This is a genomic window from Komagataeibacter rhaeticus (assembly GCF_011611525.1).
In the GTDB taxonomy this organism is placed as follows: Bacteria; Pseudomonadota; Alphaproteobacteria; order Acetobacterales; family Acetobacteraceae; genus Komagataeibacter; species Komagataeibacter rhaeticus.
Genome location: NZ_CP050139.1, coordinates 3,251,459 through 3,266,609, shown reverse-complemented (window position 1 = coordinate 3,266,609; position 15,151 = coordinate 3,251,459). Strand labels below are relative to the sequence as shown.

Below are 15,151 nucleotides of genomic sequence, written 5' to 3'. Positions count from 1 at the left end.
CGCCTTTCCTGATGCACTCCGGCGGCCAGCACCGGGCTGGCGGGGCAAGGGCGCCGCGCAGCGGCGGCACCGGACCCGCGCGCAGGCGGCGCAGACGCCGAGCACGGGGAGGCGCCACCCCTTGCGGCGCCTGGCCGGAGATGGCAGCCCTTCTCAGGCTGCCACCTCTTCTTCCTTCTCCCTGTCCTCGGTGTCGTCATGCGCCGGGTCTTCATCGGTCGCGGTCGCCGCCAGATCGTCTTCCAGCGCTTTCAGCTCAGCGCGCTTTTCATCAAGCATCGCCTGTTCCGCGAACGGCAGGCCCAGACGGGCGCGGTAGGATGGCAGGCGATGCTGCGCTTCCTCCCGCATCCGGATTGCGTCACGGAGCGCATCATCGATCCGAAGCAGCGCATGTTCGAGCCGCGAGGTCAGCCCAAGGCCCTTCGTGTCGTCCTCGACGGCGATTTCAATGCGGCCTGAGCGCGCTTCCACAAACAGCGTCACGTCGACCGCGCGCTTTTCGCCGCGCATACGACGGCCTTGCCCTGCTTCACACATGACGGCGAACCCACCGATGCGTCCGAGGTTCCAGATCCCTGCCTCACCGTTCTTCGCGGCCAGGCGGACCTGGGACAGGAGCCATGACCCGGCCTTCTCGCGCTCGCTGACGTCCCCCTTGTCCCGACGCAATACGAACGCATCCCCCTTCGTGGGCTGACGGCTGGCAATATCCGCCTCGATAAGCGGGATCTGGCGCTCCGCGCCCGCAATCTCACGCTCGGCCCGGTCGATGGCACGTTTTACGGCGAACTGGTCGTCATAATGGGCGGCCGCGAGTCTCTCGAGCCGCGCAAGATCGGCCTCCAGCCCGGCTTTGTGCATCAGCCGGGCATCGCCTGAGGCGAGCGCCTTGGCCATGGCGAACTGGTTTCCCCCTTCCCCGCCAATGTCCTCAATCCGGCGGATGGAACGGTCACCTGACATCGCAAGGCCAATAAAGCGCTGCTTGCGTTCGAGGAGCTGCCAGTTGGTCGCGTCAACGGAACCCTGCTGGGCGTAGGCGTAGAGTTCGATTTCCGCGTGCTGGTTGCCCTGCCGCTCGATGCGACCCTCGCGCTGGATGATGTCGGAGACCAGCCACGGCACGTCGAGATGGTGCAGGGCCTTGAGGCGCTGCTGGGCGTTGACGCCGGTGCCCATGGTCGCCGTCGAGCCGATCAGGATCCGCTTGCGGCCGGCATTGAGATCACCGAACAGCTTCTGCTTCGCCGCACTCTTCCTGTAGTGCTGCATGAACGCGATTTCCGCGCGCGGCACGCCCAGGCGGATCAGTTCATCGCGGATCCACGTGTAGGCGGAAAAACCGCGTGTCTCCATCGCGCTCTCTGTGCCCAGATCCGAAAAGATCATCTGCACCGCCCCCGGCAGGTCGTACGGCCGCCCGGTTTCAGGATCGCTGTAACGGCTTTCCGATGTCTCCTGCCATATCCGGAACACGTTCCCGATCATCAGGTTCAGCTTCGACGTGTCGTCATTCGCGGCGAGAGGGGCGACGAAGCGCAGGTCGATCGCGGCATGACGGGCATCCGTGATGACGGACAGGAGGATGTCATCGCCCTTCTGGGGACGCCCCTGGCGTGCTTCGATGGCGTTGATGCGGGCCGCCAGCGTCTTCTGGTAGGCCCTGAAGTTATCGTTTGTCGGCGCGACAATAATCTCGCGACGTCCGCCCCGGATTGCTGGCAGATTCACGTAATGGCGCAGGTCATCGTGCTGCACGACATCCGCGAAGTCGCGATACATCGCCATGAGGTCGGCGACGTTGACGAACTCGGTGAAGCGCGTGACCGGCTTGTAAAGCCCGCTTGGCTGCAGTTCCAGTTCGGTACGGGTCTCGCCGAAATTGGCTGCCCAGGCATCGAATTCATGCAGGTAGCGCTTCTGCAGCGCCTCAAGATCCATATAGCGGCTGACCGTCCACATTTCGGCGAGCGTATTGGTGATCGGGGAGCCGGACGCCATGATCAGCGGGCGTTCCGGATTTTTTGCCGCCAGGTAGCGTGTCTTCACGAAGAGATCCCAGGCCCGCTGCGAGCCGTACGGATCGACCCCCTTGAGGTCGGACTGGTTGGTTGCAAAACTCAGCTTCCGGAACTGCTGCGCTTCATCAACGAGGATCTGGTCGATGCCGATCTCGCCCAGATGCACGAGATCGTCCTTTCGAGCCGAAAGGCCTTCCAGCTTCGCCTGCATCTTCTCCTTCATGCTCTCGACCCGCTTGCGCGACAGGCGATCGGCCGCGTCGACGCTTTCCAGCACGTCCTCGTAAGACGCGATCTGCGCCTCGATCATCTGGCGTTCGAAATCCCCCTCCACCGGGATGAACCTGAATGCGTCATGCGTGATGATGATCGCGTCCCAGTTTCCGGTCGCGGCCCGGGCGAGGAACCGCTGGCGCTTTGCCTTCACGAAGTTCGTCTCGTCGGCGACGAGGATCCGTGCGGTCGGGTAGAGCATGAGGAATTCGCGGGCCATCTGGGCGAGGCAGTGACCGGGGACGGCGATCATCGCCTTGCTGACCAGGCCAAGCCGCTTCTGCTCCATGACGGCCGCAACCATCGAGAAGGTCTTTCCGGAGCCGACCGCGTGCGCGATATACGTGCCGCCCGCGGCGATGATCCGCCAGATGACCCGTTTCTGGTGGGGCCGCAGGCTGATCGTGGTGCTTGCGCCGGGCAGGCGCAGATGGGAGCCATCAAACGCGCGTGCCACGAGGTTGTTGTAGGTATCGTTATACAGCCTGACCAGCCTCTCGGCCCGATCGCCATCCTGCCAGACCCATGTCTCGAACGCACGCCTGATCGCCGCCAGTTTTTCCTTTGCGGCTTCCGTTTCCTGTGTGTTCAGTTCGCGGTGCTCATTGCCATCGCCATCACGCCAGACATCCCATATTTTTGGCGATGCCTGCGTCAGGGCATCTTCCAGCAGTTCGCCGGCATGTCGCCGTTCCGTTCCCCAGACTGACGTTGCCTCGGCCTTGCCCATGAATGCCCGTTTCTCCACGGTCCAGCAGGCGACCGCGGGCGCGTGATAGATGACCGTTTCGACCCCGAGCACCTCGGCGGTAAAGGCGATGATGTCTCTGACCGGCAACCACGGAGCGCCAAGGCGCGCGGTGATCTCCGACGGACGCAGATCGGCTGGCTGGACGGCTTCCAGCGCCGTGACGTTCCGGGCGTAGCGTCCATCCATCCGGGCTGCATCGCGTGCCCCTTCCAGCTTGGTCCGCACGGCGCCGGAGAGCATTTCATTGGCCGTGACCCAGACATCGCGACCGTCCACGCTCCGTACCGGATCGAGATAGACCGCATCCCCCAGTGCGGCCGCGACCTCAGCTTCGGACTGTCCCATGAGTTCCGCGATCCGCGGCATTTCCACGCCGCCTGTCTCATGCAGGCAGACGGCCAGGGCGTCATGGGCGGAATGGATCTCGGGTTCGACAGGCGCATGAATGACCCGCTCCGAGAAAATCGGTCCCATCCGGCCTTTCTGTGTCGCCTCGTCGTATTCCTCGATGGACGAGACCAGCCAGACATCGGGATCATCATAAAATGGCGTCAGGTTCGGTCGCCGCTGGGTTTCGGTTTCGGCCCCGGTTTCCGGATCGATCCTGACTGTCACGTTCATCAGATTGATCGGCCCGAACTGTCGGACAAAGCTGAAATAGGCACGCTTCAGATCACCCTGCAGGCGTCCATAGGGCAGGTTCTCCATCTGCGCCCGCAGAACCGCGCGTGCCGCATCCCGGACGGGTATCAGCGCGGTAATGACCCGGGCATGCTTCTGAAAGAGGCCGTCCTTCTGATCCCCTTTCCTGATGGCGACCGTGGCGGCCTGTCCGTCGCAGATCTGCTGCAGGACGCCTTTCGTGACGAAGTAGGAGCCTTCTTTCAGCTGGGCGCCATCGGCAGCCGTGCCGACCAGCACACCGGCTCCTGCCGGCCGGACAATGCGCTGGTCCAAGGGTTCCGGAAAGCGCACGTCCTGCCCGATCCGGCTCAGGGCCTCGGGCAACATTACATCGAGCCTGAAGCCGTCAGTCGCGTTGCACGTGTAGTCGGGACCGAACCGGGTGGTGGTCCAGCCGTGGCGACCGAGCACCTGCTCCGGATGGTCGAGGAAGTAGCGATTGACGAGGAGCGGACCGTTACCCTGGTCGCTATCCGCAAGGGGGTCGGTCTCCAGCCAGGTCTCATCGTCGACCATGTCGCCGATCATGCGCTTGCGGAACACCAGCACGTCCACCACCACGTCCGTGCCGGCATCATCGCGCATCGCCCCGGCCGGAAGCCGGACCGCCCCCACGAGGTCAGCCATCTCGGCGATGGTCCGGCGCGCGGTGCTGTCGGTCTTGTCCAGCGTATGGCGGGACGTCACGAAGACTGCAATGCCGCCGGGGCGGAGTGCTTCGATGGATCGGGCGATGAAAAAATCATGCAGGCTCAGGCCAAGCCGCCCCAGGCCTTCCGGGCCACGCACGGTGCGATTGGAAAAGGGTGGATTACCGATCGCAAGGTCATACCCGTCTGCGAGCTTCGCTGTCGTGAAATCTTCGCTGCGGATCCACTGGTTCGGATAGAGCCTGTGTGCGACCCTTGCTGTAATCGGATCATTCTCGATGCCGGTAAAGGCGATGCGTCCCTCGAGCCTTTCCGGTCGGGCCGCGATAAAGAGACCGGTCCCACAGCCGGGTTCAAGCACGGAACCGCCTCTGAAGCCCATCTGCAGCACTTTGTTCCAGAGTGCATGCACGATCAGTTCAGGGGTAAAATGCGCATATTGTGTCGCGCGCTTTAGCCCTGCCCTTTCAACGTCTGTTGTGGAGGCATGGATCGCCTCGCCAATCTCTTCCCAGCCTGGGCGGGGGCTATCGCTTCCGGATGGGAACAGGTTGTTCGCCAGTTCTCCTGCTCCAAATCCGACGAAGCGTGACAGGATGATCTGTTCGGGTGACGAAGCGTTTCGATCTGCTTCTTCGATCTCCTTGAGCAGCGCGATAGCCAGCGCATTGTCACGGGCCCGCTGTTTCCAGGTGTCAGCGAGGCCTCGGTCGGTCACCATATGAAAGTCGATCTTGGGAAGTGCCATCGCGACCGGTGTGACGGGCGAGACAGGGGATGTGCCGTCTTCGCCTTCAAGTTCGCCCCAGAAAAGGTCGTTCTGGGTATCTGCGAGAGCGGTTGATCCGAAGAGGTTGAGCTGAAACGACATGGCCGTGCTCCGTACAAACGCCGGCGCCCGGCGCTGCTTCTGCAGGCCGGGATGTTTCCGGGTCAGGTTTTCGGGATGTCAGGAACGGGCGTGCTAACCAGGTTGTGTCGCCTGATTACTCTTTCCTTCAGCTCTCATTGCAACCGGGTCGGGCAGTGCGGGGCAAGGGTGCCGCGTAGCGGCAGCACCGGACCCGCGCGCAGGCGACGCAGACGCCGAGCACGGGGAGGAGCTACCCCTTGCGGCGCGCTGGCCGATCTGGTGCAGTTTTGTCTTATTTAGACCTTTTTTTGGCCGTTCCTCTTCGGCAAACAACGGACAATCGGCTCAAAGCTCTGGCGCTCCCGACCATAGGTAATCTAACTGTGGCCCCGGACGATACGTCCTGCGCAAGCAACGCACCAAATCAACAGACAAAAGCGTTTTACGCGGTAAAATTTTTACGGCGTAAAAGATTTGGAACTCTTCTCTTGTCTTCAGAAAGCTGTCCTGTAAAAACTCCTTCTATACGGTGGCGGTCCGCGGAACTCCTGCATCGATAAGGTCCCAATGACAAAACATCCCTCTCCATCAAAACAATCCATCGTGATGCTATCATCGCCAAAGGGTGGTGTTGGAAAATCGTCGTTATCCCGGAATATACTTGTTTTAGCTGCTCAATCTGGCAGACAAGTATTAGGACTGGATATGGATAAACAGGCAACTCTAGCCACATGGGCGGAACGCAGGGAACGCGTCCGTGCGAGTATTCCGGCCGTGTCCCATATTCCTGTACATCGCGCGTCCCTTGATGACTGGCGGTCTACCCTGAAAATGGCGAGGCAATCCTCCGCCGATTTTATTGTCATCGACACGCCGCCCTCGATCGAAATCAACATGACAGCAATCTTGGGCTTGTGTGAAGATTCTGATTTTGTTCTGGTTCCATGCCAGCAAAGCCAAGACGATTTAGACAGCGTGATACCGTGGATGCGCCATTTGAAACAGAGCGGTGCGAAAGCAGCGTTCATCATTAATCGGGCGAATATTCGAACTCGTTCCTACGCGACTATCCGCTCCAAATTGCTAAATGTCGGACCCGTGTGTCCCGTAGAAATCGCCCAAGCAGAGGAAATATCACTCGCAAATGGTAAAGGGTTAGGCGTCATGGATCTAAGTCGGCCCAAAAACGCGGAAGCGTTTGGCGCACTCTGGTCATACTTGCGACAGGAGTTGGACCTGTGAGCAAAGCCAATTCGACGCGCGGCATCTCGCTGCGAGCCTTGCAGGGCCTTGATGCTGACGAAATACAGCCATCTGATGCGCGTCCTAGCGAGCTACATGAACTCACCACCGTATCTTCTGAAACCTTGGAGACAATTGCATCAGTATTTTCCGGAACGGACCTTGCGAAGGACGAGGGCCGCATCCGGATCATTCTTGATACCCAGCGCGCCGTAACATCTGCGTGGGAAAAGGCTGCGCGTTCCTTTCTGGAAATCGGCCGAGCATTAAATACGCTAGAAAATGCACTTTTTTCGAGAGAAGAAAAAAACCGTCTTAAAGCCAGTTTCGAACGCTTTTTCCCTTTCTCCGAACCGGTGGCCTCCCAGTTGCGTCGGATCGCAAGCATGGTGGATAGTGGCCGAATTAGCGAGACGTTACTACCGGGTTCATATAGTGCAGCGTATCAGCTGACTTTGCTGGGACCAGAGGAGCTTGAAGCGGCGCGCGAAAAGGGCCTAGTCGGACCCAGCGCGTCTCGTTCTGCAATCATAGCATTCCGAAAGTCAATCAAGCGGCCTGCATCTCATGTTGATTTTGCCGCGCTCGTAACAGAGGCGCGGCGCCTTAGATCCACCAGGCGCCAAATGCTGGAACAGCTTGTTGCCATCCGAAAGCGCTTACGTGAAATCGATGAACTTATCGGTGACGAGTAAAAGTTTCGAGAGAGCATTAGGAGGCCAACACCTGCATCTATTACGGGATCGGCAACGCGACCCTCTACACAAGACGATCGAAATACGGTGGGCTTGAGGAGCAGCAAGTAGGAAACTCGTGAGACGCCCGGCATTACGGCGTAGTGCTCTGACTAAGGCGGTGTCCAAACGGGATTACTCGCAACGGCGGGGACGGGCCCGTAGTCTCATCACCGTCGACCCAAGGACGTGGCGCTATGCGTCGTACCGTCCATGCGATACCGAGGTGCGCGGCCTACCGCGCCACCTTGCGTGAGCAACGATGCCAGTTTCCCTATCAGGGTCGGCACATCTTTCTGGAATGCGAAGGAGTAATCCTGATCCACAAGAAGCTGTTCCGGTTGTATCGCAAGGAAGGGTTGTCGGTCCATTAGTGTGGTGGCCAGAAATAGGAAATGGGCACCTACTCGCCGACGCCGGTGCCCGACGGTCCTAATTCGCTCTGGACAACGGATGTCGCTTCCGCGTGCTGACCGTTGAGGACGACTACACGCGAGAGTGCCTAGTACTAGTCACCTGAATCTGAAGTTCGGCTCATTGTCTTATGACAAAAGCGCTTCACCGAGGCGAGGATCTGGTCGGCTGATTTGACCCACCGATACGGCCGTGGGTTTTTGTTATGTGCATCGATAAAAGTTGTGATGTCGGCTTCGAGGTAAGCTCCCGGCGACTGACGCCTTGCTGAATACTTCTGGTCTGGTTCAGCTATGAAGCATGAGCGATTTAAGAGATAGGGACGCGGTACTACCTGCGAGTGTCGCAGGTAGTACCGCACAGAGGCTCCAAAGGAGCGGTAGAGAGACAGAAGAGCTGGACAGGCTGGTGGACGCCTCGCGGATCGAGATCGTTTCGGATCGCCGCCGCTGGCACGCCCCTGAATTTCGCGCGCGAGTGGTCATCGCGTCCTACGAGAGCCGACGCCCCATAAGGGAGGTGGCTGCACAGTATGGGATCCATCCCAGTCTGGTGTTTCGCTGGCGGCGAGAGGCTCGGGCCAAAGCGCAGGCCAAAGGCGGGACATCGTTCATACCTGTCATGGTGGCCCCGGTCCCCGAGCCGCCGCCATTGGAGCGTCGGAGAGAACAGGGAACGCTGTCCGGCCGAGCCGTCAGCCTGTGCTGGGGAATTTTCCGACAGCACATGTGGGGAATTTTGAAACAGCATTTACACAGGCCAGCGTCTCGAAGCAGCCGGCATCCATCCAACGACGAGATTGCTGATAAACCGCCGACCACGGCGGCAGATCGTTTGGCATCGCGCGCCAAGCAATCCCGTAGCGGATCACGTAGCGCAACCCGTTGAACAGGTCGCGCAAGTCATGGCGCCGCTGTTCCGCGTCTTCACGCATCAGGACCAGATACGGGACAACCAACGACCATTCTTCGTCTGATACGTCAGAGGGATACGGCTTGCGGGCTTGCGTCATTCAGCATTACTGAACCAATCGCGCACGAAAGTACATAACACCCTCTAGGTGCGTAATTGGCTGCTAACCTGCGTTTCTATAACAACAGAAAGCTTGAGTAATCTGCTATGCAAACGTCGAAATTGAGACTCTATACCACCACTTCGGCGGAAGACGAGGCGAAAGGCCTTTCGTTAAACGGTGCGGTAATCAAAAGACCAGATGGCGCTATAGCGAGGCACGTTAAACCCTTTGGTAATGTGGATATTATTTTAACCGACGATATACAGCATCTCGCACAAGCTTTGTATGTCTCAATCGGTAACTATTATCACTTGAGACATATTGTTGGCTCCGTTGCGCACGCAGTGAATTTTTTGCAGAAGAGTATTGAAGAGCGTTTGAAACAGGTAGAGCAGGTTATTGAGTCAGGGCTCGAACAGGTAGAGAAGAGAAATCTTTGTGATATCAAGTCAAAACTTAGTGCGATAATCGACATCTTAAGGGTGGTGGAAAATTTTACTCAACAGAAAGCACAAGAGATATTACTGTCTCAAATGAGCACCCTATTTATGTATATGAATTCCGTTGATAATCATTACGAAACTATATGGCAGAATTTACCTGATGATAGCACGAAGCATATTGATATTCTTCGTCAAGTATTTTTGTTTTCGACGATTAAAGCGAGATTGTATTTTCTACTTGGAAACCCGAGCCAAGCAATTTCGGTGCTTAAAAAAAGTTCAGAGAATATAACCTCTCAGGCGACACAACTGCTTCAAAGATGGACGGTGGACGTCAAGCTGACATTGCCTGATAAAAATTCAGCAGACCGCCTTTTTCAGGCTATGTTTGAAATCGATGGCATCTCTCCGTTTGACCGCCTGTATCAATCCAACCATGCGATGCCCCAAATTCCACCGACAATGGAAATTATAAAACTCCCTGTTACCGAATGCACTCAATGTGAACCAAAAAATTCAATAACACCACAAAAATAAACTTCATTTAATTAGAGGAGATATATTTAGTTTTATACTGGATTTGACAAAACTAAGTATTTTATATTGAACGATAGCGGTTATTTAATTGAAAATAATAATAAATCATGGTCCAGCCTAAGTCCATCTGATTTTCAGCTTATGCAGACAGGTCAGATCCCACCGATTTCCTCAATGATGGTAGAAAATATCCATTACTTAGCGGAAGTAGTGAATGACACGAAAGCCGCTGCAGCCGAAGCCGAATTGACCCAGCATATTGAGGCGGTCTCTTCTGTTTCTATCTCATCGCTCGCACACGGGCCTCAAGCAGAACCGGACACGATGTTATTGCTTATGGCCGAGGAGAATGCATTATTATTACCACAGTGCGAAGAGAATTGAGGTGCTTAATGCGTTTCACCTATGACGTAATTTATTCGTTAGAAAAATTCTAACACGGTTGCGGGTTGAGTATAAAAAAAGCCATCGTTTAATGGACATTTGAAATTTATTTCCAGACTGTCCGCTCTGTGGAAATCAAACCGCTATGTCACGTGTTTGGTATGAAGGCGACTGCCGTCTGTCTGCTTGTACAGTCTATCTGTATACGCCGGACTCGTTCTTTGATCTTTTCACGCGGCTTCGTGCGGAGAAACTGATCCCCTGAGATAGAACGTCAGTCCGCCGGACCCTTGGCCGCGGCTGTAATCAGATGGTGCGTGGTTCCGAATTCCATAGCGGAACGAGGGTATCGATAAATGTCCGGACAGCGGCGGCACAGGTGCTGTGCCGCTCGTGACGGGCATATAGTCCGTACTGGACAGCCAGCGGAGCGGGAAGGCCATCGGCAGTAGAAAGACACCGCATCGACGGAGGTCGGAGACATTCCGGCCCGAGAAGGGCAACACCAAGGTTATTCTCGATGGCGGCCTGAATGGCGGCACTGCTCTGGCTGGTAAAAGTGATGCGGTAGTTCTGTTGCCGTTCTGTCAGCGCATCCAGCATGCGCTTCCGCCATAGACAGGGTTCGGCATACGTGATCAGCGGAACCGTACTGTCGGGGAGCAATATGAAATCGATGCCGACGACCCACTGAAGTTCGACAGCCCAGGTCTGGAGCGGCTCATCGGACACGGCCGCCGTTGTGGTGATTGCAAGATCGACGGCGGCATCGGTCCAGAGTTGAGCAATCGCAGGACTATGATTGACGGTCACATCAAGCTGGATATCGGGAAAGCCCCGGTGAAAACGCCCCAACGCGTCGGGTAACGCGCGGACGGCGATTTCTTCGGCCAGGCCGATGTGCAGCACGCCCTGCTGGTTTGTGTGGCCGAGCCTGCCGGCAGCTTCGTCACTCAGCGCGAGGATGCGCTTTGCGTAACCCAGGAGGACCTCGCCTTCGGCTGTCGGGATGACGCCGCGTCCGGTCCTGTGAAACAGTCGTTGCCCGATCATCTCTTCCAGACGGCGCATCTGGGTGCTGACCGCCGACTGCGCACGACCGGCCTGTTCAGCGGTGCGGCTCAGACTGCCCAGTTGGCAGGCCATGACATAGGTACGAAGCAGGTCGAGATCCAGAGCGCCTGGTATCATGGAATGTGAACTCTGATATCAGTGGTATCTGACTTATCAGATAAGGGAGCGCGCGCCATGTTTCCAGTCACAGGGTAAAGACAGGATGGAAATCATGATGGATACAGAAAAACGATCTGATCATTACGATGCCTGGATCTGGAACGGACCCGGAGAGCCAGACCGGTTGCAGCGTGTGAAAAAACAGGTTGAACCGGTAGCCGCTGGTGAGATCATCGTCGCCAATACCATGGCAGCTTTCAATCCCGTGGACTGGAAAATCATCCGGCATGGGCACCCTGCCTGGAAGTCCGGTCATGTTCCCGGCGTGGATGGCGTAGGGCGGATTGTCGCGGTCGGGACTGACGTCACACTGCCTGTCGGACTGCGTGTGGCCTATCATCAAGGGCTGGGAAGGGATGGAAGTTTCGCACAGCGCACCGTGCTGAAGACGGCAAGCGTCCTGCCGGTGCCGGATGGACTGAGTGATGCGCAGGCTGTCAGTGTGCCCTGTCCCGGCCTTACGGCATGGCAGGCGATCGGGAAGGTGCCCCCATTACCGGATCGCGATGTCCTTGTGACGGGCGCAGGAGGATCGGTGTCGCTTATTCTCGCGCAACTGGCCGTCAGACGGGGCTGGCGCGTCTGGGTGACGGCAGGGCCTGCTCACCATGACCATCTGCTGGGACTGGGGATATGCGGCGCCTTCGACTACCGTGACGACACATGGCGCACAAAACTGGCTGCGGCACTTGGTCCACGGCGTCTGTTTGCGGCGTTCGATACCACCAGCGGGAGTTATACCCGTACGCTGGCTGACCTGATTGGTTATAATGGCCATCTGGTCTGTATCCAGGACCGGATCGAAACCGCACCGCTTCCGGCGTTCACGACAGCAGTGTCCCTTCATGAAGTCGCACTCAACGCCATTCATGATTACGGAACAGCGACAGACTGGCGCGACTGGCGCAGCGCGGGAACGGAGTTGCTGGAAGCCGTCCGGATCGGCGCTCTGGATTTTCAGCCCACGACCGTGACCTCCTTTGAGGATCTGCCGCGTAACCTGTCATCTTTCATGCAGGGGAAGCTAAAAGGGAAAATTCTGGTGAACATCTCCGGTGATCAGGGCTGATCCCACGGGGAGATCGGCTGAAATGTTCTGACCAGCGCATCCACGCTTGCCCGTATCCGGGGGGAGAGCGTTCGGGATTTCGGCCACAGGACATGGATATCCATATCCTGCGGCGCGCTGGAAATGGGAATGGCCCTGAGCCTTCCGACCTGCAGATCTGTCGCAACCAGCCATGTTGCAAGCCAGGCAAGGCCGCTTCCCGCTAACGCCGCGTCGCGGAGACCGTCGCCATGACTGATGATGTGACGGGGGCGGGGTGTAACCGCCTGCGTCAGGCCAGTGCCGGTATCCGTCAGATGCCAGGGCAGCAACTGGCCGTTACGGGCAAACAGAAGGCAGTCGTGCCGGGCAAGATCGTCAATGGTCTCGGGGGTTCCCCTGCGATCAAGATAGTCAGGCGATGCACACAGAACGGATTGCTGCGTGACCAGCCTGCGACCGCTCAGCGTGGCGCTGTTGCCGGGATGCCCCAGTCGGACGGCCATATCGATACCTTCTTCAACGAGATCGACATGGCGATCCGTGAAAGACAGATCGAGATCAAGTTCAGGATGCTGCTGCGCCAGTCTCAGGAGGACTGGCTGCACCCATACAGGGCAGCAACTGCCGGATCGCGTCCAGTTTCAGGCCCGCTTCGGTGAGCATCTGGATGCGCCGGACTGCGGTCTCATCGCTTTCCGAATAGTCCCGGTAGCCGGATTCCTGCCGATCGGGCGCAAGCAGGCCTTCCTGCTCGTAATAGCGCAGCATCCGGATACTCACACCCGTGCGACGGGCCAGCTCGCCGATCTTCATCATTTTCTCCTTGACCCTGACAGCACTGTCAGACCTTAGCGTGCCTGTCGCATCACCGCACGGAGAATATGCACATGCGACTTTACCGACTGAAACATACCGAAAATGGCGTCTGTCCCGTTCTGGATGAAGCGCCGGATCCTTCGCCTGTTCCGGGCGAGGTTCTGGTGAAAATACAGGCTGCCAGCGTGAATTATCGGGATCTGCTTCTTCTGGGGGATCCGGCCATGACGGAAGGCGTCCTGCAGGACTATGTCAGCGTCCCGGCCCGGTCGCTCATCGCAAAGCCTGAGTATCTCTCCTTTGCGGAGGCTGCGACATTACCGTGTGCTCGGCCTACACGGTGCAGGGGACACCGCTCGCATTAATCGGAGCCTATATCCTCGCCGGTGAACTCAGCAAGCAGCCAGCGCACGCGGTGGCGTTTGAGTCCTATGAAAGGCTGATGCGGCCCTTTGTTGCAAGCGGCCGAACGGTGCGTCCCGGTTTCATTCGCCTCGTCCATCCAAAGTCGCGTCTCGGGATCGGGGTGCTGCGGACGGTTGGGAAAACCCTGTCGAGTGCATTCGCACAGTCCATCTTTCGGCGCTTTGGCGGTAGCGACGACAAGCCTCCGAAAGGGGATCTTATCCTCCCAAAATACGAGGCGAAATCATGAATGCCCACCCTGACGATCAGAACAACCGCGATCAAGCGAACAACGGATATGCTGACTGGTAAGGCGCGCGCGAGCCCTGGCCGTAGGGCAACCGCGCTTCAAAACGATATCGCTTTGATAATTAAAGATATAGCTGGCCGATTTGGGCGGTGTTTGGCGGAGCAAGTGGGATTCGAACACTTAACACTGAATCAATCGGTTGGCGTTTAACTGCTTCATGAACAAATGTCGACTTCCGGAAATTTTCATGGGTTATGCTCTTTCACGCTTTGGCCGGAAATCGACCGGATCGCGGGCCGAAAAACTGCGCATCGGGGCGCTTCGGGGATGCAAAAGACCACGTGATTCTCTGCCCGTTTTCGTGTTCGTCGGATGCGGGAAAACTGACTCCTGAACAGCGTTCCATGTGGCGGTAGGCGTGCAAAATCCATGTAGGAAGGGTGTTGTTTTTCACTCTCGAAAGTGCGTTCATTGTGTGTCTGTTCTGTCTGTCAATCTGCACGGGTTTTGCTTTCCGGGTGCATGAACACTCGTGTCTTTGCACGTTCAATACGTGACGATTACCGCTTGGTCGGCGTGCTTCCGATGTGCGAGGTTGGGCACGTGGAAACGATGGTTCTGCGTTCTACTTCCTGCGCCGTGAGCTATATGAAGGTGCCCGGTTCCGCTGTCTTATCTGGCTCCGGGCGAGCGCAGCGCGGGAGCGCCGTAGGCCGTCCATTGGACGCCGGAGCACTGGCTGAATGCGCCCCATAAAGGGAGAACACAGGACACGCGGCGGCGTAGGCGACGCCTTCTATTCGCGATGCGGAGTATCGCGTTGTCCCGGCAAAAAAGGATTGCGTGTAAGTGGGGGTGTCCAGCTTGCGAAGGGCATCGAATCTGGAAAGCCTAGGCCGAGAAGAGGAAGAATGAGGAAGGCAAGATAAAGGCATCCGGCACTCCTGACGTCGCGGGCCGGATTTTTTTCTGTCTGCACATGGGGTTGGGAGGTTTTCGAGCGGCACTGTGGAAAAGAGGCCCGCGTGCCGTGATCGTCCAGAAATGGAGGAAAAGTGCGTCCTCCGTTGGCACCATGCATCCTGATGCAATGGTTTTTCTGGCGAGGGGGATATGACCGTGCTAATATGACCACTGTAGTCACGGGAGGCTTCGATGCAGGAAATCCAGATCAGGGACGCCAAGGCCAATCTGTCAGCGGTGATCGATCACGCCACGCAGGGAGAACCGTCGATCATTACGCGCCACGGCAAGCCTACGGCGGTCGTACTGTCTTATGAGGAATACCGCCGGTTGAGCGCCGTGCCCTCGTTCGGGCGGCTGCTGATGTCCCTTCCCGATGAGATTGAGACAGAGCGGGGCGGCGAGGGGCTACGGGACGTGGCGTTCTGA

General features: G+C 57.6%; 10 protein-coding genes and 3 pseudogenes. 7 read left to right on the top strand and 6 right to left on the bottom strand.

What is annotated here, in order from left to right:
- Positions 1-153: 153 nt before the first annotated feature.
- On the bottom strand, positions 154-5,253 hold the full coding sequence (locus GWK63_RS14990; RefSeq protein WP_007400689.1) for a lactate dehydrogenase: 5,100 nt from the start codon (positions 5,251-5,253) through the stop codon (positions 154-156).
- Between the two features lie 549 nt (positions 5,254-5,802).
- Here GWK63_RS14990 and GWK63_RS14985 point away from each other — a divergent pair.
- Both GWK63_RS14985 and GWK63_RS14980 read left to right on the top strand, forming a co-directional pair.
- Positions 5,803-6,477 carry a ParA family protein gene (locus tag GWK63_RS14985; protein ID WP_223846561.1) on the top strand — a complete coding sequence of 225 codons (675 nt, stop codon included), beginning with the start codon at positions 5,803-5,805 and terminating at the stop codon, positions 6,475-6,477.
- Positions 6,474-7,172, top strand: a complete 699-nt coding sequence (locus GWK63_RS14980; RefSeq protein WP_007400691.1) for a hypothetical protein — start codon at positions 6,474-6,476, stop codon at positions 7,170-7,172. Before GWK63_RS14985 ends, GWK63_RS14980 begins: the two co-directional genes overlap by 4 nt.
- A 547-nt stretch (positions 7,173-7,719) precedes the next feature.
- Here GWK63_RS14980 and GWK63_RS14975 read toward each other — a convergent pair.
- Positions 7,720-7,866 (bottom strand): annotated as a pseudogene (locus GWK63_RS14975) (IS630 family transposase); the annotation flags it as partial.
- Positions 7,867-7,925: 59 nt separating this feature from the next.
- Here GWK63_RS14975 and GWK63_RS17295 point away from each other — a divergent pair.
- Positions 7,926-8,165 (top strand): annotated as a pseudogene (locus GWK63_RS17295) (hypothetical protein); the annotation flags it as partial.
- Between the two features lie 217 nt (positions 8,166-8,382).
- Here the strand turns inward: GWK63_RS17295 and GWK63_RS14965 are convergent.
- Positions 8,383-8,637: pseudogene (locus GWK63_RS14965) on the bottom strand (transposase); the annotation flags it as partial.
- 122 nt (positions 8,638-8,759) lie between these two features.
- Between GWK63_RS14965 and GWK63_RS14960 the strand changes: the two are divergent.
- Positions 8,760-9,620: a hypothetical protein gene (locus GWK63_RS14960; RefSeq protein ID WP_139064298.1), complete on the top strand. Its 861-nt coding sequence runs from the start codon at positions 8,760-8,762 to the stop codon at positions 9,618-9,620.
- Positions 9,621-9,686: 66 nt separating this feature from the next.
- Positions 9,687-10,004: a hypothetical protein gene (locus tag GWK63_RS14955; RefSeq protein ID WP_139064299.1), complete on the top strand. Its 318-nt coding sequence runs from the start codon at positions 9,687-9,689 to the stop codon at positions 10,002-10,004.
- Positions 10,005-10,310: 306 nt separating this feature from the next.
- Here GWK63_RS14955 and GWK63_RS14950 read toward each other — a convergent pair whose 3' ends face one another.
- Complete coding sequence (locus tag GWK63_RS14950; protein ID WP_007398858.1) at positions 10,311-11,195, bottom strand: LysR substrate-binding domain-containing protein; 885 nt, start codon at positions 11,193-11,195, stop codon at positions 10,311-10,313.
- Between the two features lie 94 nt (positions 11,196-11,289).
- Between GWK63_RS14950 and GWK63_RS14945 the strand changes: the two genes are divergently transcribed.
- Complete coding sequence (locus tag GWK63_RS14945) at positions 11,290-12,306, top strand: zinc-binding dehydrogenase (protein ID WP_223846560.1); 1,017 nt, start codon at positions 11,290-11,292, stop codon at positions 12,304-12,306.
- On the opposite strand, the gene GWK63_RS14940 is transcribed toward GWK63_RS14945, so the two are convergent.
- Positions 12,297-12,893, bottom strand: coding sequence for a LysR substrate-binding domain-containing protein (locus GWK63_RS14940; protein ID WP_007398861.1), 597 nt, complete (start codon positions 12,891-12,893; stop codon positions 12,297-12,299). The genes GWK63_RS14945 and GWK63_RS14940 overlap by 10 nt on opposite strands.
- A complete protein-coding gene (locus GWK63_RS14935; RefSeq protein ID WP_007398862.1) occupies positions 12,853-13,104 on the bottom strand; it encodes a MerR family transcriptional regulator in 252 nt (83 codons plus the stop codon). The genes GWK63_RS14940 and GWK63_RS14935 overlap by 41 nt, the downstream gene beginning before the upstream one ends.
- 1,810 nt (positions 13,105-14,914) lie before the next feature.
- Between GWK63_RS14935 and GWK63_RS14930 the strand changes: the two genes are divergently transcribed.
- Positions 14,915-15,151 (top strand): type II toxin-antitoxin system Phd/YefM family antitoxin, encoded by a 237-nt coding sequence (locus GWK63_RS14930; protein WP_007398869.1) that lies wholly within the window; start codon positions 14,915-14,917, stop codon positions 15,149-15,151.

Bases quoted from the DNA above. Each gene is read 5' to 3' on its own strand.
- GWK63_RS14985 (WP_223846561.1), top strand. From the start codon at position 5,803: ATGACAAAACATCCCTCTCCATCAAAACAATCCATCGTGATGCTATCA.
- GWK63_RS14935 (WP_007398862.1), bottom strand. From the start codon at position 13,104: ATGATGAAGATCGGCGAGCTGGCCCGTCGCACGGGTGTGAGTATCCGG.
- GWK63_RS14930 (WP_007398869.1), top strand. From the start codon at position 14,915: ATGCAGGAAATCCAGATCAGGGACGCCAAGGCCAATCTGTCAGCGGTG.
- GWK63_RS14945 (WP_223846560.1), top strand. From the start codon at position 11,290: ATGATGGATACAGAAAAACGATCTGATCATTACGATGCCTGGATCTGG.
- GWK63_RS14990 (WP_007400689.1), bottom strand. From the start codon at position 5,253: ATGTCGTTTCAGCTCAACCTCTTCGGATCAACCGCTCTCGCAGATACC.
- GWK63_RS14950 (WP_007398858.1), bottom strand. From the start codon at position 11,195: ATGATACCAGGCGCTCTGGATCTCGACCTGCTTCGTACCTATGTCATG.